18 protein-coding genes are annotated in these 17,172 nt (G+C 67.0%); 14 read left to right on the plus strand and 4 right to left on the minus strand.

Annotation, left to right across the window (positions count from 1 at the left end):
- Positions 1-96 precede the first annotated feature (96 nt).
- A complete protein-coding gene (locus tag ACZ50Q_RS10210) occupies positions 97-987 on the plus strand; it encodes an ABC transporter permease (protein WP_092581347.1) in 891 nt (296 codons plus the stop codon).
- 1 nt (position 988) lies between these two features.
- Positions 989-1,783, plus strand: a complete 795-nt coding sequence (locus ACZ50Q_RS10215) for an ABC transporter ATP-binding protein (protein WP_076520164.1) — start codon at positions 989-991, stop codon at positions 1,781-1,783.
- A 5-nt stretch (positions 1,784-1,788) separates the two neighbouring features.
- On the opposite strand, the gene ACZ50Q_RS10220 is transcribed toward ACZ50Q_RS10215, so the two are convergent.
- The 3 genes from ACZ50Q_RS10220 to ACZ50Q_RS10230 are packed head-to-tail and all read right to left on the minus strand — an operon-like array spanning position 1,789 to position 6,196.
- Positions 1,789-3,033, minus strand: a complete 1,245-nt coding sequence (locus ACZ50Q_RS10220) for an NAD(P)/FAD-dependent oxidoreductase (protein ID WP_464081413.1) — start codon at positions 3,031-3,033, stop codon at positions 1,789-1,791.
- 8 nt (positions 3,034-3,041) lie between these two features.
- The gene (locus ACZ50Q_RS10225) at positions 3,042-4,685 is read right to left on the minus strand and encodes an NAD(P)-binding protein (protein ID WP_464081414.1); all 1,644 of its coding nucleotides are present in this window, start codon (positions 4,683-4,685) and stop codon (positions 3,042-3,044) included.
- Positions 4,685-6,196, minus strand: coding sequence for a polyamine aminopropyltransferase (locus ACZ50Q_RS10230; protein ID WP_464081415.1), 1,512 nt, complete (start codon positions 6,194-6,196; stop codon positions 4,685-4,687). Before ACZ50Q_RS10230 ends, ACZ50Q_RS10225 begins: the two co-directional genes overlap by 1 nt.
- An 89-nt stretch (positions 6,197-6,285) precedes the next feature.
- On the opposite strand from ACZ50Q_RS10230, the gene ACZ50Q_RS10235 reads away from it, so the two are divergent.
- From ACZ50Q_RS10235 to ACZ50Q_RS10270, 8 genes are all read left to right on the plus strand, one after another.
- Entirely contained in the window at positions 6,286-6,672 is a 387-nt protein-coding gene (locus ACZ50Q_RS10235) for a DUF350 domain-containing protein (protein ID WP_092581344.1), read from the plus strand.
- A 39-nt stretch (positions 6,673-6,711) separates the two neighbouring features.
- Positions 6,712-7,734: an SPFH domain-containing protein gene (locus ACZ50Q_RS10240; RefSeq protein WP_464081416.1), complete on the plus strand. Its 1,023-nt coding sequence runs from the start codon at positions 6,712-6,714 to the stop codon at positions 7,732-7,734.
- A gap of 6 nt (positions 7,735-7,740) precedes the next feature.
- A complete protein-coding gene (locus ACZ50Q_RS10245) occupies positions 7,741-9,216 on the plus strand; it encodes a DUF4178 domain-containing protein (protein ID WP_464081417.1) in 1,476 nt (491 codons plus the stop codon).
- Between the two features lies 1 nt (position 9,217).
- On the plus strand, positions 9,218-9,382 hold the full coding sequence (locus ACZ50Q_RS10250; RefSeq protein WP_464081418.1) for a hypothetical protein: 165 nt from the start codon (positions 9,218-9,220) through the stop codon (positions 9,380-9,382).
- Positions 9,379-9,729, plus strand: a complete 351-nt coding sequence (gene speD / locus ACZ50Q_RS10255) for an adenosylmethionine decarboxylase (RefSeq protein WP_092581341.1) — start codon at positions 9,379-9,381, stop codon at positions 9,727-9,729. Before ACZ50Q_RS10250 ends, speD begins: the two co-directional genes overlap by 4 nt.
- A gap of 130 nt (positions 9,730-9,859) precedes the next feature.
- On the plus strand, positions 9,860-10,618 hold the full coding sequence (gene modA / locus ACZ50Q_RS10260; protein ID WP_464081419.1) for a molybdate ABC transporter substrate-binding protein: 759 nt from the start codon (positions 9,860-9,862) through the stop codon (positions 10,616-10,618).
- A gap of 24 nt (positions 10,619-10,642) precedes the next feature.
- Positions 10,643-11,329 carry a molybdate ABC transporter permease subunit gene (modB, locus tag ACZ50Q_RS10265; protein ID WP_092581339.1) on the plus strand — a complete coding sequence of 229 codons (687 nt, stop codon included), beginning with the start codon at positions 10,643-10,645 and terminating at the stop codon, positions 11,327-11,329.
- Positions 11,326-12,012 (plus strand): ATP-binding cassette domain-containing protein, encoded by a 687-nt coding sequence (locus ACZ50Q_RS10270; protein WP_464081420.1) that lies wholly within the window; start codon positions 11,326-11,328, stop codon positions 12,010-12,012. Before modB ends, ACZ50Q_RS10270 begins: the two co-directional genes overlap by 4 nt.
- Before the next feature lie 45 nt (positions 12,013-12,057).
- Here ACZ50Q_RS10270 and ACZ50Q_RS10275 read toward each other — a convergent pair whose 3' ends face one another.
- Positions 12,058-12,852 carry a TOBE domain-containing protein gene (locus ACZ50Q_RS10275; RefSeq protein ID WP_464081977.1) on the minus strand — a complete coding sequence of 265 codons (795 nt, stop codon included), beginning with the start codon at positions 12,850-12,852 and terminating at the stop codon, positions 12,058-12,060.
- 200 nt (positions 12,853-13,052) lie between these two features.
- Here ACZ50Q_RS10275 and ACZ50Q_RS10280 point away from each other — a divergent pair, with 200 nt between their 5' ends.
- From ACZ50Q_RS10280 to ACZ50Q_RS10295, 4 genes are all read left to right on the plus strand, one after another.
- Positions 13,053-13,649, plus strand: coding sequence for a DUF4136 domain-containing protein (locus ACZ50Q_RS10280; RefSeq protein WP_076520176.1), 597 nt, complete (start codon positions 13,053-13,055; stop codon positions 13,647-13,649).
- 45 nt (positions 13,650-13,694) lie between these two features.
- Entirely contained in the window at positions 13,695-14,936 is a 1,242-nt protein-coding gene (locus ACZ50Q_RS10285) for a patatin-like phospholipase family protein (protein ID WP_464081421.1), read from the plus strand.
- A gap of 172 nt (positions 14,937-15,108) precedes the next feature.
- Positions 15,109-15,621, plus strand: coding sequence for a winged helix-turn-helix domain-containing protein (locus tag ACZ50Q_RS10290; protein WP_464081422.1), 513 nt, complete (start codon positions 15,109-15,111; stop codon positions 15,619-15,621).
- Positions 15,622-15,830: 209 nt separating this feature from the next.
- On the plus strand, positions 15,831-17,111 hold the full coding sequence (locus tag ACZ50Q_RS10295) for an efflux RND transporter periplasmic adaptor subunit (protein WP_464081423.1): 1,281 nt from the start codon (positions 15,831-15,833) through the stop codon (positions 17,109-17,111).
- Positions 17,112-17,172: the final 61 nt, after the last annotated feature.

A 17,172-nucleotide genomic window follows, 5' to 3' on the forward strand; every position in this document is an offset into this window, starting at 1 on the left:
GTTGCGAAAGCTCGGGTAAAACTGACCCTGGAACGCAAGAAATCCCACGTTTCACTTCTTTAATATGCTCGTTTCTTACCTGATTGGATCTGACCCATGTCATTGTTCTCGTTGTTAGGCGCGCTGGAGATCGGGCTGATCTTCAGCCTGGTGGCCTTGGGTGTATTTATCTCCTTTCGCCTGCTGCGCTTTCCGGACCTGACCGTGGACGGCAGCTTCCCGCTGGGCGGCGCGGTCTGTGCGACGCTGATCGCCTCGGGCACCGATCCGTTTTCGGCCACCATCATCGCCACGATCGCCGGCGCGGCCGCGGGGCTGGTCACCGGCTGGCTGAACGTCAAGCTCAAGATCATGGACCTGCTGGCCAGCATCCTGATGATGATCGCCCTGTATTCGATCAACCTGCGCATCATGGGCAAGCCCAACGTGCCGCTCATCACTGAGCCTACCGTCTTCACGATCCTGCAACCGGGCGGGATTGCCGACTACGTCGCCCGCCCGTTGATCCTGATCGTCATCGTCATCCTGTGCAAGCTGGCGCTGGACTGGTTCTTCGCCACGCAGACGGGCCTGGCCGTGCGCGCCACCGGTTCCAACGGCCGCATGGCGCGGGCGCAAGGCGTCAATACCGGCCGCATGATCCTGGGCGGCATGGCGCTGTCGAACGCGCTGGTCGCGCTGGCGGGCGCGCTGTTCGCGCAGACGCAGGGCGGATCGGACATTTCGATGGGCATCGGCACCATCGTGATCGGCCTGGCCGCGGTCATCGTCGGCGAAAGCATCCTGCCGTCGCGCAAGCTGGTGCTGGCGACGCTGGCCGTCATCATCGGCGCCATCGTCTACCGCTTCTTCATCGCCCTGGCGCTCAATAGCGATTTCATCGGCCTGAAGGCCCAGGACCTGAACCTCGTCACCGCGGTGCTCGTCACGATCGCCCTGGTCATCCCGATGCTCAAGCGCCGCCTGGTCGGCAAGAAGGGGCGCTGATATGTTGTCCGCAAAAGACCTGAAAATCACCTTCAACGCGGGTACGCCCATCGAGACCCGCGCGCTGCGCGGCCTGTCGCTGGAGATCCCCTCGGGCCAGTTCGTGACCGTGATCGGTTCCAACGGCGCGGGCAAGTCCACGTTCCTGAACGCCGTGTCGGGCGACCTGCCGGTCGACTCCGGGCGCATCGACATCAACGGCGTGGACGTGACGCGCCAGCCGGTCTGGGCGCGCGCGGGCAGCGTGGCCCGCGTGTTCCAGGACCCCATGGCGGGCACCTGCGAAGACCTGACCATCGAGGAAAACATGGCGCTGGCGCAGATGCGCGGCGCATCGCGCGGCTACAGCCGCGCGGTGAAGGCGTCCATGAAAGACGGTTTTCGCGAGCGTCTGGCCACGCTGGGCCTGGGCCTGGAGAACCGGCTCACCGATCGCATCGGCCTCTTGTCCGGCGGCCAGCGCCAGGCGGTCAGCCTGCTGATGGCGGCATTGCAGCCCTCGCGCATCCTGCTGCTGGACGAACACACCGCCGCGCTCGATCCGCGCACCGCGGACTTCGTGCTGCAGCTCACGGCGCGCATCGTGGCCGAGAACCAGCTCACCACCATGATGGTCACGCACAGCATGCGCCAGGCGCTGGACGTCGGCGACCGCACCGTCATGCTGCACCAGGGCCAGGTCGTGCTGGACGTGTCGGGCGACGAGCGCCGCGGCATGGACGTGCCGGACCTGCTTGCCATGTTCGAGCGGGTGCGGGGCGAGAAGCTGTCGGACGACGCGCTCTTGCTGGGGTGATCGCGCTAGATAAACCGGCCGGGCCGGAACGCGCGATGGCGGTCGCCGCCGCCGCCCCGCATCAGCTCGGCCAGGATTTTCGCGGTTCCCGGCGCCGTGCTGAACCCGATGTGCTGGTGACCCAGCGCCAGCCATAGCCCCGGATGGCGCGGCGCCTCGCCGATCATCGGGCGGCTGTCGGGCAGGGTGGGACGGCGGCCCAGCCAGGCGGCGGCGTCCAGGCGCTCTCCCAATGGCAAGGCTTCGCGCGCGCGCTGTTCCGCCAGGTCCAACTGGACGGGGCGGGCGGGCGCGTCGCAGGCGTCCAGCTCGACCCCCGTGGACAGGCGCAGTCCGCGCGCCATGGGCGACAGCACGTAGCCGCCACCCGTGTCGTACACCGGGCGCGTGACGCGCGCGCCTTCGCGTCCGCTGTAGTGCATGTGATAGCCGCGCTCAAACGCCATCGGCAGGTCGATGCCGGTCGTTTTCAACAAGGCCTTGGACCACGGTCCCAGCGCGACGACGAGGCGGTCGGCCGATACGGATTCGGATGCGTTCGTCCCTTGCACCGTCCAGCCGCCGCCATCGCGGCGGATGGCGCTGGCGGTCAAGCGTTGGAATGCGCCGCCCTCGCGCCGGAACAGGTCGGCGTAGGCCGCAACGACCTCATGCGGATCGTCCACCGAGTACGAGCCCTGTATCCACAGCGCGCGGGGAAAGATGGGCGACAACGCGGGTTCCAGTCCGGCGAGTTCGGCGGGAGCCAGTTCGCGCGTCGGCACTTCGTACTGCGCGAAGGTGCGGCGCGCCAGCGCGCCGGCCTGCCAGGCCGCTTCTTTGCGATAGAGGAAGATCCAGCCGGTATCGCGCAGCCGGTGGCGCGCGCCGCTCTCGTCCAGCAGCTTGATGTGTTCGGGCGCGGACAGCCGGATCAGGCCGTCCAGCGCGCGCGCGGTTTCCTGGAAGACGGACGCCCGCGCGCTTGCCAGGAAGCGCGTCGCCCAACCCAGGTTCGCGGCCAGATACTGCCAGCGATACCTGAACTGGACCGTGTCGTTCTTCAAGAGGCGCGGCAGTTGCCCCCACAGCCCCGGATGATTGAACGGCATCAGCGAACTGCGGGCCAGTACGCCGGCGTTGCCCATTGACGTTTCCATGCCCGGCTCCTGGCGGTCGACCAGTGTGACCGTCATGCCGCGCCGGCGCAGTTCCAGCGCGCAGCAGACGCCGACGATGCCCGCGCCCAGCACGATGACGTGATTGCCCATGTCTTTTTTCATCCTTGTTCTTGGTGCCCCAGGATACGCCGTGCCGCCTGGACGCCCCACCATGAGGCCTCCTCGAAGACCGAATACCCCGACAGGTCGGCGTGCGCGAACAGCACCGGCCCGTCCACGGCCCGCAGCGCGGCCAGCCCTGGATTGGACAGGTAGCCGCAGACCGGCGTAGCCATGGCGTGGCCGCGCACGGTGATCTCCAACTGGCGGGCGTGGCGCCAGAAGTCCTTGCCATACGCCGCGACCAGGTCCACGGCCGCCATGTCGCGCAGCGCCTGCGGGCTGGCGCGGGTCAGCCAGTCGCGCGCGGCGTGCGGCGCCTGGCCGCTCAGCGCGTGATAGGCCGTGAACACGCTGCGCGGGGACCGCGCCACCCGCAGCAACTGATGGGTGGACACCACATAGCCCAGGGCCTCGCCCTGGTAGACCACGTTGTCCCAGGACAGGGGTTCGCCGGGCGCTTCGAGGGGATAGCCTTCCATGACGAAGTTCGACACCATCCAGGCCGCGTGCGGGGCGGCGTGCGCCGCGGGGTCGTATCCATACGCGCGGATGTCCGGCAGCAGGTGCTGCGCCACGAAGAGCGGCATGGCGCAGACCGTCCGGCGGGTCTGGATGGCGTAGGCGCGGGGGGCGCCCTGCGGTCCGGGCGTCAGGCACGTGACCCGCGGACCGGCCGGCAGCTCCTCGACGCGCGCCGCCGTGCCCGGCAGCAGCCAGCCGGCGTGGCCGAGCCGTTGCGTGATGGCGTCGCGCATCCGGTCGGCCAGGACCGCCAGCCCGCCGGGCCAGGTCAGCACGGCGCCTTCGCCGGCGTTGGCCGCATGGCCGTCGCGGCTGGCGAAATAATGCAGCCCGGCCCATGCCGACACCACGTCGTAGCGCGCGCCGTAGTCGTCGCGGCAGCAGTAGTTCAGATACCAGTGCAGGGCGGGCGAGGTATAGCCTTCGCGATCCAGCCACTGCTTGAAGGTCAGGTTGTCCAGCGCCCGCCAGGCCGGATCGCGCGACGACAGGACGAGCGGGATGCTGAACACCTTGCGGCCGTCGCTGCCCATTTGCGTGCGCAGCCGTTCGATGTATTCGAGGAACCGGCGATGCTGCGCGGCGTCGGCTTCGGGCACGCCGGTCATGGGCAGCAGGTGCTCTTCCCAACGGCCGTTGCGCAGCAGCCGTTCCTGCGGCGAATGCACCAGGACGGACTCGTCGTAATACGGACGCACCTCGCCCGCGCCGTGTTCGATGAGGCCAAAGTCCGCCAGCATCTCGCGCACGTGGGAAGACGCCAGCGAGGGCAGCGGCAGGTAATGCGCGCCCAGCGGATAGTCCAGGCCCTCGCGCTGGCCGGCCGCCGCGTTGCCGCCGAATTCCGGGCCCTGCACCACGACGAAATCGGTAAAGCCTTCGCGCGCCAGTTTCCAGGCGCAGGACAGTCCGGCGACCCCGGCGCCCAGTATTGCGACCTCGTGCCGGCGCGTGGCCGACGGCTGCGGCAGGGCGGCGCCATCGCGCAGCGCGTGCCCGGCCTGCATGCCCGGATAGCGTACGTCGGGCGTGGTCTCGACGATGCGCGAGCGCCAATAGCCCACGGACCCCGCGGCCGCGGCCGTGGCGGCGCCCAGCAGGAAGCTGCGGCGCCGCATCAGCGGATCACCTTGCGCCAGTCCTCGTCGAAGTAGCGCACCAGCGATTGCTCATTCAGGCGGTTGGGCGGCATGGCCAACGCCGGCATGTCGGCGGGAAAGTGAAAGAGTTCGCGCACGGTGACCGGGTCGAGGTAGCGCGTGGCCACGGTGAGCGTCTCGGGCGGCGTGTAGTCGCGCCGCTTGCTGGCCAGGATGAAGCCCCAGTCGCCGAACGACGGCACGTACACATGGTACGGCCACGTGTTCAGGCCGGCTTCCTTGAGGGTGGCGTCCACGCTCCAGAACGAGCGCGGCGCGAAGTAGGGCGACGTGGACTGCACGACCAGGTAGCCGTTTTCGGCCAGGTGGCGCGCCATCAGGTGATAGACCGGCACCGAGTACAGGCGCCCGAGGCCGAAGTTGGACGGATCGGGAAAGTCCACCACGATGAAGTCGTAGACCTCGGCATGCGTCTCCAGCCAGCGGCCCGCGTCGTCATTGATGACCGTCACGCGAGGGTCTTTCAAGGCGCCTTCGTTCAGCTTGACCAGCGGCTCGGAGCGCGAGAAGAGATTCGTCATGGCGGGGTCCAGGTCCACCAGCGTGACGTGCTCGATGTGCTTGTACTTCAGGATCTCGCGCACGGCCAGGCCGTCGCCGCCGCCCAGCACCAGCACGTTGCGCGCCCAGGGCAGCGCCTGCAGGCCGGGGTGCACCAGCGATTCGTGATAACGATGTTCGTCGCGCGACGAGAACTGCAGATTGCCGTTGATGTACAGGCGCAGGTCGTCGTGCCAGCGCGTCACGGCCAGGCGCTGGTATTGCGTGGTCTCGGCATGAATGACGTCATCGCCATAGAGTCCCTTCTCGGCCCAGGCCGTCATGCTGCCCGAATACACGAAACCCAGCCCCAGGATGCCGATCACCACGCCGGCGCGCATGGCCTTTTCGCCTGGGCGGGTGACTTCGGCGCGGAACAGCCAGGTCGTCCACAGCGCCACGCTGGCGTTCAGGATGCCGAACAGGAAGCTCGTGCGCAGCAGCCCCAGCTTGGGCGCGAGCAGCAGGGGGAAGATCAGCGACACCGCCAGCGCGCCCAGGTAGTCGAAGGTCAGCACGCGGCTGACGATCTCGCGGAACTCCGCCTTGCGCTGGTTGAAGACGCGCATCACCAGCGGGATCTCCATGCCGACCATCAGGCCGATGATGAAGACGCCGACATACAACGCCGCGCGAAAGGGCGCGGACAGCCACGCGAACACCAGGAAAAGCACCGCGGCGGACACCCCGCCCAGCAGCGCGACCAGCAGCTCCACGTCGATGAAGCGATTCAGAACGTCTTCGTCTCTTACATATTTTGACAACCATGAACCGATGCCCATGGCGAAGAGATAGCACCCGATCACCGACGAGAACTGCAGGATCGAATCCCCCAGTAAATAGCTGGCGAGCGCGCTGCTGATGAGCTCGTAGCCCAAACCGCAGGATGCAACGATTAATACCGAGAGAATGAGAACGCGGTCGCGCATGGAGTGTCCGAGCCGAAAAATGCGTTCGCAGTATATCGAACGCCACGTATATACTGCGCGCAATTGGGAGGCTGGCAATGGGAGAAGCAATGCATCCGGCGGTGACCTATCTGATCTATATCGTTTCGGCGCTCGTCATGCTGGGCGTGTTCACGGCGGTCTACACGGCCGTCACGCGCTACAAGGAATTCGACCTCGTCCGCGAGGGCAACATCGCCGCGGCCATGTCCTACGGCGGCGCGCTGGTCGGTTTCAGCCTCACGCTGGCTTCCAGCATCGCGATCCACGCCAGCTTCGTCATGTTCCTGGTCTGGGGCGTGGCGGCGATGGCGGTGCAGATCGTCGTGTATGTCGTCGTCGCCAACGCCATACGTGGCATGAACGACGCCATCGTGGAAAACAACATCGCCATGGGTGGCCTGCTCGGCGCGATTTCCCTGGCGGCGGGCATCGTCAACGCCGCCTGCCTGACCTGAGGCCGCCGCGCCATCCGATCCGACACAGGAGGACTTTCCATGAGTCTCGGTTCATTCATTCGCAAGCAATTCATCGACATCCTGCAATGGAACGAGGATCGCGACGGCGTGCTCGCCTGGCGCCATCCGATGCAGGATTTTGAAATCCAGTACGGCGCCAGCCTGACCGTCCGCGAATCGCAGATGGCGGTGTTCGTCAACGAAGGCAAGGTGGCCGACGTGTTCGGCCCCGGCATGTACAAGCTGACCACGCAGACGCTGCCGATCCTGACCTACCTGAAGAACTGGGACAAGCTCTTCGAGTCGCCCTTCAAGTCGGACGTGATTTTCTTCAGCACGCGCCTGCAGCTTGGCCGCCGCTGGGGCACGGCCCAGCCGGTGACCCTGCGCGACAGCGAATTCGGCATGGTGCGCCTGCGCGCCTTCGGCGTGTATTCGTACCAGATCTCCGACCCCGGCAAGTTCTACCGCGAAATCAGCGGCACGCGCGACGTCTATACCGTGGATGACCTGGAGGCGCAGCTTCGCAACATGGTGGTGGCCGCCATGACGACCGCGCTGGGCGGCGCCAAAGTGCCGTTCCTGGACATGGCCGCCAACCAGGGCCTGATGTCGCAGAGCATCGCCGAGCAGCTCGCGCCCGTATTCGACCGCTACGGCGTCAAGCTCGACAACTTCACCGTCGAGAACGTGTCGCTGCCCGAAGAACTGCAGAAGGCGCTGGACACCCGGATCTCGATGGGCATGGCCGGCGACCTGGGCAAGTTCACGCAATACCAGACCGCGACGTCCATCCCGCTGGCCGCGCAGAACGAAGGCGGCATCGCGGGCATCGGCGCTGGTCTGGCCGCCGGCGCGGCCCTGGGCCAGACCATGGCGCAGGGGCTGGGCGCGGCGCAGGGCCAGCCGCAGCCCGGGCAGCCGTCCCAACAACCCCAGCCCGCGCAGGCCGACCCCGTGCAGCGCCTGCAGCAGCTCAAGGAATTGCTGGACAAGGGCCTCATCACCGCGGCGGACTACGATACGGCCAAGGCCGACGTGCTGAAGAAACTCACCAGCTAAGGCCCCATGCAGCAGGTTCTGTGTCCGCAGTGCGGCGCCCCAGTCAAGTTCACGTCCGCGGCTTCCGTCATGGCGGTCTGCGGCGCGTGCCGCAGCACCTTGCTCAAGGATGCCGAGTCGGTCAAACGCATCGGCGAGGCGGCCGAGGTCCTGGAAGACTATTCGCCGCTGTGCCTGGGCGCGGCGGGCGTCCACGACGGCAAGCGCTTCGACGTCATCGGCCGCATCCAGTTGCGCTTTGACGAAGGCTTCTGGAACGAGTGGTACCTGTGGTTCGAAGATGGCACCGATGGCTGGCTGTCCGACGCCTCGGGCCAGTACGCCGTCACGCGGCGGCGGCAGGCCAAGACCACGCAAAGCCTGCCGGCGTTCGAGGACATCGCGCCGGGCGACGAGTTCAAGCTGGACGGACAGCGCTTCGTGGCGGCGGACGTGCGCACCAGCCAGGCCGGCGGCGCCCAGGGCGAGCTGCCGTTCGTGCCGGGCGACGGCTGGCAGGCCAAGGTGGCCGACTATCGCAGCCTGGACGCCTTCCTGACGCTGGACTTTTCCGATGGCCCGCAGCCCGAGCTCTACATCGGCAAGGCGTTCGACCTGTCGGCCATGCAGGCCGGGTCGCTGCGCACCAAGGAGCAGGTCGAGGAGACCGCCGGACGCTTCCGCGGCCAGATCAAGGCGCTGGACTGCCCCAATTGCGGCGCGCCGATCACCTTTGTCGCCGCGATGGCCACGAACGTGGTCTGCCCCTCGTGCGCGGCGGCCGTCGATTGCTCGGGCCCCACGGCAGAAGTCATCGAAAAGGCGCGCCGGGTGCAGAAGATCCGGGCCACGCTGGCGCTGGGCTCGGTCGCAAAGATGGAGGGCGTGGACTACACCCTCATCGGCCTCATGAAGTGCGCCGACCCCGATCCCGAAGAGCCCTCCAGCTGGACCGAATACCTGCTGTTCAACCCGGCCAAGGGATTCGTCTGGCTGGTGGAATCCGAAGAGGGGTGGGAGCGCGTGCAGGTCTGCGACACCTGGCCCAGCCACAACAACGCCACCAGCGTGCGCTGGCGCAACCGGCTGTACCAGAAGCTGTACGACTACACCTCGCGCGTGGAAATGGCGCTGGGCGCCTTCAACTGGCGGGTCAAGGTCGGCGACAGCACGCGCATCACCGATTACAAAGTCGGCACGCTGAAGCTCACGCGCGAGCTGGGCGACGAGGAACTGGGGTGGTCGGCGTCGGCGCCGGTGTCGCCGGCGCAACTGGCCCAGTGGTTCAACCGGCCCGAACTCAACCGGCAGAAGGCCATGGCGGGCGCTGCCGCCAAAGCGGCGGGCGGCTACCGGAAATGGGCCAAGGCGGCGCTGATCGCCCTGGTGTTCCTGAACTTTGACAACATCTTCGACGGCCGCTTCATTCCGGTCCTGGTCGGGATGGCGTTTCTCTGGGTGCCGGCCCTCCTGGCCGACACGCTGACAGGGAAGGATGAATAGCATGAAGGGCAAGGTGTTGTATGCCATCTATGCCGTGGTGGTCGTGCTGGCCACCACCAGCGCCAGCGCGCCGGGCTCGCGCCTGGTCGGCGGCGGCAGCGGCAGCAGTTGGGGCGGCGGTTATTCCGGCGGGTCCGGCTGGTCGTCGGGCGGATCCCACAAGTGACGGGGCACGCCACCCCGGGCCGGCACGTGCTGGCGGACTTTCGCGGCGTTGAGCCCGGCCTGCTGGCCGACGCGCCCGCCCTGGAACGGCAGATGACCGCGGCGGCGCGCGCGGCGGGCGCGCAAGTGCTCAGCGCGCATTTCCATCATTTCGGCGAAGGGGCGGGAGTCACGGGCGTGATCCTGCTCAGTGAATCCCACATCAGCATCCATTCCTGGCCGGAGCACCGGTTCGCGGCCCTGGACATCTTCATGTGCGGCGCCGCCCGGCCTGAAGCGGCGCTGGACTTCCTGCGCGCCGCGCTGGCCCCCGAAGCGGTGCGCGTCACTACCGTGGCGCGCGGCTGACATCGCACGGCGCCGTTCGGCCAAACACTGCCCTTGATATTTCGTAAACGCCGCGCCCCTGCAAATTGACTACCGTTATATACCTGGATATATTTCGATCCTGAACCGCCCCTATCCCCTGGAGAACGACATGTTGTACAAACGCCCGCTCGCTGCGCTGACTCTGGCGCTTGCCGCCGCCTGGAGCTCCCATGCCAGCGCCGGGGAGCTGGTGGTATCGGCCGCCGCCAGCCTGACCAACGCGTTCAAGGAAGTGGCGCAGGGTTTTGAGAAAGCGCACGCGGGCACCAAGGTAATCCTGAACTTCGGCGCGTCCGATGTGCTGCTGCAGCAGATCGTGAAGGGGGCGCCGGCGGACGTGTTCGCCTCGGCCGACCAGAAGGCGATGGACAAGGCGGTCGAGGAAAAGGCCGTCAAGCCCGCCTCGCGCGTGGACTTTGCGGCCAACCAGATCGTGCTGATCGTGCCGGCCGACAGCAAGGCCAACATCACGGCGCTCAAGGATCTGGAGCGCGCCGAGGTGAAACGCATCGCCTACGGCAATCCCGCCTCGGTGCCGGTGGGGCGCTACACGCAGGCGGCCTTGCAGGCCGCGGGCCTGTGGGACGCGGTGCAGGCCAAGAGCGTGCTGGCCCAGAACGTGCGCCAGAGCCTGGACTACGTGGCGCGCGGCGAGGTCGACGCCGGCTTCGTCTTTGCGACCGATGCGGCCATCATGCCGGACAAGGTCAAGATCGCCGTGCGCGTGCCCTCGCAAACGCCGGTGACCTATCCCATCGCGTTGACCACGCGCGAGGCCGCGGCCAAGGAAGCCGAAAGCTTTGTCGCTTATGTGCTGTCGCCCGCCGGCCAGGCGATACTGTCGCGCTACGGCTTCCAGAAGCCTTGAGTCCCCGTTCAATCGTAGGCATCGATGAGTGATCCGGTCTGGGTTCCCCTGCTGCTTTCCCTGAAAGTGGCAGGGTGGGCCACCCTATTGGCAGCCATTGCCGGCACGGCCGCGGCCTATGGCCTGTCGCGCTGGCGCTGGCCCGGCCGCGACCTGCTCGATGCCATCCTGACGTTGCCGCTGGTGCTGCCGCCCACCGTGCTGGGCTATTACCTGCTGGTGCTGCTGGGCCGGCGCGGCATCATCGGCGAGACGCTGGCGGGCTGGGGCATCGAGCTGGTCTTCACCTGGCAGGGCGCCGTGATCGCGGCCTCCGTGGTGGCTTTTCCCCTGGTGTTCAAGTCGGCCCGCGCCGCGTTCGAAAACGTCGACGGCCAGCTCGAGAACGCGGCCCGGGTGCTGGGCGTGGGCGAGGCCGGGGTGTTCTTCCGCGTGACGCTGCCGCTGGCCGCCCGCGGCATCGCCGCCGGCGTGCTGCTTGCCTTTGCGCGCGCGCTGGGCGAGTTCGGCGCCACGCTCATGATCGCCGGCAACCTACCGGGCCGCACGCAGACCTTGTCGGTCGCCATCTACGAAGCGGTGCAGGCGGGCGACGATGCCACCGCCAACATGCTGGTGCTGGTCACCTCGGTGACCTGCGTCGTTGTGCTGCTGGCCGCGGGCAAGCTCGTGCCGATCGGCGCCGGCCAGCGCAACGGAGGCGGGCGATGAGCGTGGACATCCAGGTGCGCAAGACCATGGTGTCGGGCGACCGCAGATTCGACCTGGACGTGCAATTCAGTTCGTCCGCCAAGCGCATCGCGCTGTTCGGCCCGTCGGGCGCGGGCAAGAGCCTGACACTGCGGGCCGTGGCCGGGCTGCTGCGTCCGGACGCCGGGCGCATCGAGATCAACGGCCGGGTGCTGTTCGACAGCCAGGCCGGCATCTGCCTGCCGGCCCGGTCGCGCCGCGTGGCTTACCTTTTCCAGGACTATGCGTTGTTTCCCCACCTGACCGTGGCGCAGAACATCGCCTTCGGCCTGCGCCGCGGCTGGCTCAATCCGCGCCGGCGCGAGGCGACGCGCGAGGCGCAGCGCTGGGTGGATGCGTTCGAGCTGGGCGCCATCGTGGGCAGCTATCCCAACGAAATCTCGGGCGGGCAGAAGCAGCGCGTGGCGTTGGCGCGGGCGCTGATGCTGCAGCCCGACATCCTGTTGCTGGACGAGCCCTTTTCCGCGCTGGACTCCCAACTGCGCGGCAAGATGCGCCAGGAACTGGACGCGCTGCAACGGCAGCTGGACGTGCCGATGTTGCTGATCACGCACGATCCGGCGGATGTGGAGGCACTGGCCGACGAGGTGTTCCAGGTGCGCGAGGGCAGGGTGGGCCGCGGCGACGAACGCGTGGGGCTCTGACCGGCCCGGGCGGCGCATGGCCCCCTGGCTGCCCGCGGGAAGAGGCTAGTCCAGCACGCCCAGGATCACGCTGGATGCCTTGAAGATGGCCACGGCCGGCGCGCCGACGTCGAGCTGCAGGTCCGTCGCGCTCTCGTTCGTGACAATGGCCGCCAGCGTGGCGCCGCCGTCCATGTCGATCAGGATTTCGGTGTTGACCGCGCCCGGGCGCAGCTCGGCGATGCGGCCCAGCAACTGGTTGCGGGCCGAGAGCCGCAGGCCCGGGCCGGGGGCGCCGACGATGACCGACGACGCCTTGACCAGCGCAATGGCTTCCTTGCCCACCGCCAGGCCCAGCTCTTTCGTGCTTTCCCGCGTGATGGTGGCCGTGACGGCATGGCCGCCGGCGATGCGCAGCAGCACCTCGTCGTTCACCGCGCCTTCGCGGATCTCGATGACGGTGCCCAGGAACTTGTTGCGTGCACTGGTCTTGAGCATGAATCGCCTCATCAGGTCGATGTCGCCGCTGGCATCCAGCCCCGCGCGCGTCAGGTTGTCCATGAACTTGCGATGCTCGGCCTCGAGCGCCCGGAAGGTCGCGATCAGGCGGCGCGCCCTGTCGGTCAGCCGCGTGCCGCCGCCGCCCTTGCCGCCTGCCGCCCGCAGCACCAGCGGCTCGCCGGCCAGGTTGTTCATGGCGTCGATCGCGTCCCACGCGCCCTTGTAGCTCATGCCCACGGCGCGCGCCGCCGCCGTGATCGAACCGGTGGCGTCGATCTGCGCCAGCAGGTCGATGCGGTTCTTTCCGCCCCAGGTCTGGGCGCCGGAGCGAAACCAAATAGAGCCGTCGAGTTCGAGCATGGTCTTGGGGGTGTCGTTATCCATGGCAGGGAGCGTCGGGAAGTGTAATGGACCGGCGCGAGCGAGGGTGGCCGGGGTGCTCATGAACCGGCCATTTCGCAACCCCTTGCGCGGTGGGCGGGGTTGCGAATGAGATTCTGTTGAAACTTTGGTGGCTTCGCGGCACTATGTTCTCGCCTTGAACTCACGGAGAGATCGACATGAAAGCGTTGAAATTGCTGACGGCGGGTTCCATGACGGCATTACTGGCGGCCTGCGCCTCTGGCCCCACGGTCAAGAGCGATTATGACCACCAGGCTGATTTTGCGCAGTACCGGACTTTCGGCTACATGACGCCGCTGGGTACGGACAAGGCGGGCTACAACACCTTGCTGACCGAACGGTTGAAGAGCGCCACGCGCGGCCAGATGGAAATGCGCGGCTATACATACAGTGCCACCAATCCCGACCTGCTGGTCAATTTTGGCGCCAAGCTCCAGCAACAGACCGAGGTCGTGCCCGGACCCGCGCCCATGGGTCCCTACTACGGCTACCGCGCGGGCTTCTACGGCGGCTGGCCTGGCTACGGGTGGGGCGACGACGTCTATCAATACACCGAAGGCACGCTCAGCATCGATCTCGTGGACGCGCGCCGCCGGCAACTGGTCTGGGAAGGCGTCGCCGTGGGTGAAATCCAGAACCCCTCCAGCGCCGGGTCGTCCGAGAACGTGAACAAGGTCGTGGCGGAAGTCTTTGCCAAGTACCCCTTCCGCGCCGGCGTTGCCGCGCCGCAGGTTCCCGACAAGACCAAACGCTAGACCCGCATCGGATTCCGCGTTGGACCAAGTGTGATAGGACGCCGCATGACTGTACGCCCCAAGGCCCGCAACGAAGACACCAAAGACACCGAAGACGCCAAAGACCCCAAAGACCCCAAAGACCCCCAGGAAATGCCGCACTACGACACCGTTGCGCTCGTGCTGCAGGGCGGCGGGGCGCTCGGGTCGTACCAGGCGGGGGTGTACCAGGGCCTGCACGAGGCCGGCATCCGGCCCACCTGGATTTCCGGGATCTCCATCGGTTCCATCAACGCGGCCATCATCGCCGGTTCGCCGGAAGACGAGCGGGTCGACCGCCTGCGCGGCTTCTGGGAAAGCATCTGCCGGCCCAGCGGGTTTGCGTCGATGCCGTGGGGCGAGTCGCTGGGGCGCATGTTCGAGGGTGTTCCGTTCGGCTTCGGCTCGCCTGCCATGAACGGGCATGTGTCGGCGCTGCAGGCGCTGCTGACGGGCCAGCCGGGCTTTTTCAAGCCGCGCTTTCCGCCTCCCTACATGGTCCGGGGACGCGGGGCTGCCTCCACCAGTTTCTACGACACCTCGCCGCTGGCCGATACCTTGCGCCAGTACGTGGACTTCGATGTGCTCAACAGCGGCGCGGTGAGGGCCAGCTTTGGCGCCGTCAACGTGCAGTCGGGCAATTTCGCGTACTTCGATAGCACCGAGCGCACGCTGGGACCCGAGCACATCATGGCCTCGGGCGCCTTGCCGCCGGGATTTCCGTCCGTGGAGATCGAGGGCCAGCACTACTGGGACGGCGGCGTCGTGTCCAACACGCCGCTCGCGCAGGTGCTGACCACCGAAAACATGCGCGACACCCTGGCCTTCCAGGTGGACCTCTGGCCCGCGCGCGGCGCCCTGCCCACGTCGCTGGAAGAAGTGGCCGAACGGCAAAAGGACATCCAGTATTCCAGCCGCACCCGGCTGGTCACCGACCAGTTGCGGCGCGTGCTCAAGCTGCGCCATGGCCTGCAACGTCTGCTTGAACGCCTGCCCGAAGCCGATCGCAAGGCGCCGGACCTTGCCGACATCCGCAAGCTGTCGCACACGCCGGCCACCAACATCATCAACCTCATCTACGAAGCCAAGCACCTGGAGCGCTACTCCAAGGACTACGAATTCGGCACCGAGGCGATGCGCGAGCACTGGGAATCGGGACTCGCCGACATCCGGCTCACCCTGCAGAAACCGGGCATCCTGGCCCGTCCCACGCAGGACAGCTGTTTCGTCACGCACGATATCCATCGCAACGGCACCAAGCATTCATGACGGCGCGGGGGGCGCCACCGCTTCTTGCGGGCGGTTTGTAGGATTGGTCTGAAAGGTGAGCGTCGGCAGGCTGGGGACCGCGCCTTGGCGGTAGTCTTGCGGGACAAACCGCAACCTTGTTTCGGGACCGTCCGCCACCGCATGCCGGCAGCCGTCCCCTTGGAGAACCGTCTTGGATGCCCCCGTTCTTGCACCCGTTCTTGCCGCCGTTGTTGCGCTCGATGTTGCTCCCGATGTTGCTCTTGATGTTGCTGCCGATCTTGCCCCCGACGTTGCCCCCGGTCTCGCGGGCCCGCGTTCCGCCCGGCGGCACGCGCCCGCCGGCGATGCCTGTCGAATCCAGACGCCAGCCCGCCGGCGGACCGGCGCCGGCCATGACCCCGCCGATGGCTGGTGGAGCCTGCTCTACTGGGGCTGGACCTTGCAGATGCCCAGCGGCGCTCGCCTGGATCTCACCGAGATCGAACGCGCCTGCTTCGCCTGCCTGGTAAAGAACCCGCGCCGCGAACTGGTGCGCGATGAACTCAAAGCCATCCGCAGCGGACTGAACATGCGGTCCCTCAACGTCGCGATCTGCCGGCTGCGCGGCAAGGTGCGGCAGGCCGGTTTGCGGCTGCCGCTGCACACCGTCCATGGGGTCGGCTACGCGTTTCTCGGCAACCTTCGGGAGCTGTCCACCGACTAGAAAATTGTTGCGGAATTACTTCTGAAAGTTCCCCCGAAACGCCCGAAAGTACGTGATTTCCCCAATAACTGAGTTACATTACTGGGCTATTCACGTGTCGTTGGTGACGCTTGGTCATGTTTTGATCCCTGCCTGCCGGCACGATCGAACGGCTGCCATGAGTTGACGCAATTTCACGACGCGGTTCATTTCGCTACGCGGGGGTTTCAATGCGGTTTTCGCCTAAACGATTTTCGGGTCTGGCTTTTTCCGGTGGCGTCCTCGCGCTGATGTTGGCGGGGTGCGGTGAAAGACCCCAAATGAACCCGGGCATGCCACAGGTCAGCGTCATCACCGTGCAGCCCCAGCGCGCGCCCATCGTCTCCGAATTGCCGGGCCGCGTGGACGCCGTGCGCGACGCGCAGATCCGCGCCCGCGTCACTGGCATCGTCCAACGCATCGCGTTCGAGCAGGGCGGCGACGTCAAGGAAAACCAGTTGCTGTTCAAGATCGATCCGGCGCCCTACAAGGCCGCCTACGATCAGGCGACGGCGCAGTTGAAGCAGGCGCAGGCCAACCTGTTCAGCGCCAAGCTGCTGGCCGACCGCTATGCGCCGCTGGTCAAGGCCAACGCCGTCAGCAAGCAGGAATATGACAACGCCGTGGCATCCTATCGCCAAACCGACGCGGCCGTCGCGGCCGCGAAGGCCGCGCAGGACAACGCCGCCATCAACCTCGGCTACACGGACGTCACGTCGCCCATCACCGGACGCATCGGCAAGCCGCTCGTGACCGAAGGCGCGCTGGTCGAATCCACCTCCGCCACGCAGATGGCCACGGTGCAGCAGCTTGACCCCATCTACGTCGACTTCACGCAATCCACCACGGACCTCGCCGCGCTGCGCCGCGCCTTCGCCAGCGGCCGCCTGCAGCAGGTCGGCCAGGATGCGGCCCGCGCAACCGTCGTGCTCGAGGACGGCACTGAATACGACCACCCCGGCAAGCTGCTGTTCACGGGCATCACCGTCGATCCGACCACGGGCCAGGTAAACCTGCGCGCCGAAGTCCCCAATCCCGACGCCATCCTGTTGCCCGGCATGTATGTGCGGGTTCGGTTGGAGCAGGGCTTCGACGACAGCGCGCTGATGGTTCCCCAGCAGGCGCTGCAGCGCACGGCGGATGGCAAGCAGAGCCTGATGCTCGTGCGCGACAACAAGATTGCGCAGGTGCCGGTCACCACCGGCGGCGCCTTGAACAACAACTGGCTGATCACCAGCGGCCTGAAGGCCGGCGATGTGGTCGTGGTGGAAGGGTTCCAGAAGATTCGTCCCGGCGCGCCGGTTCAGGTCAGCCAATGGAACCGGGGAGGCGCGGAACAGGGCGCCAAGCCTGCTGAAGCTGGCGCCAAGCCCGCCGAAGCCGGCGCCAAGCCCGCCGAATCCACCCCGCAGCCCGGCGCCAAGCCGGCCGAGCCTGCCCAGCAGGACAAGGCCGCAGGCCAGAAATCGTAAGCGGCACGCGGCGCAGCAGGCGCCGCGTTCCTCTTTGGTGAGCATCGCTTTCAGAGTCAGC

Source organism: Achromobacter sp. T5-5 (assembly GCF_055397965.1).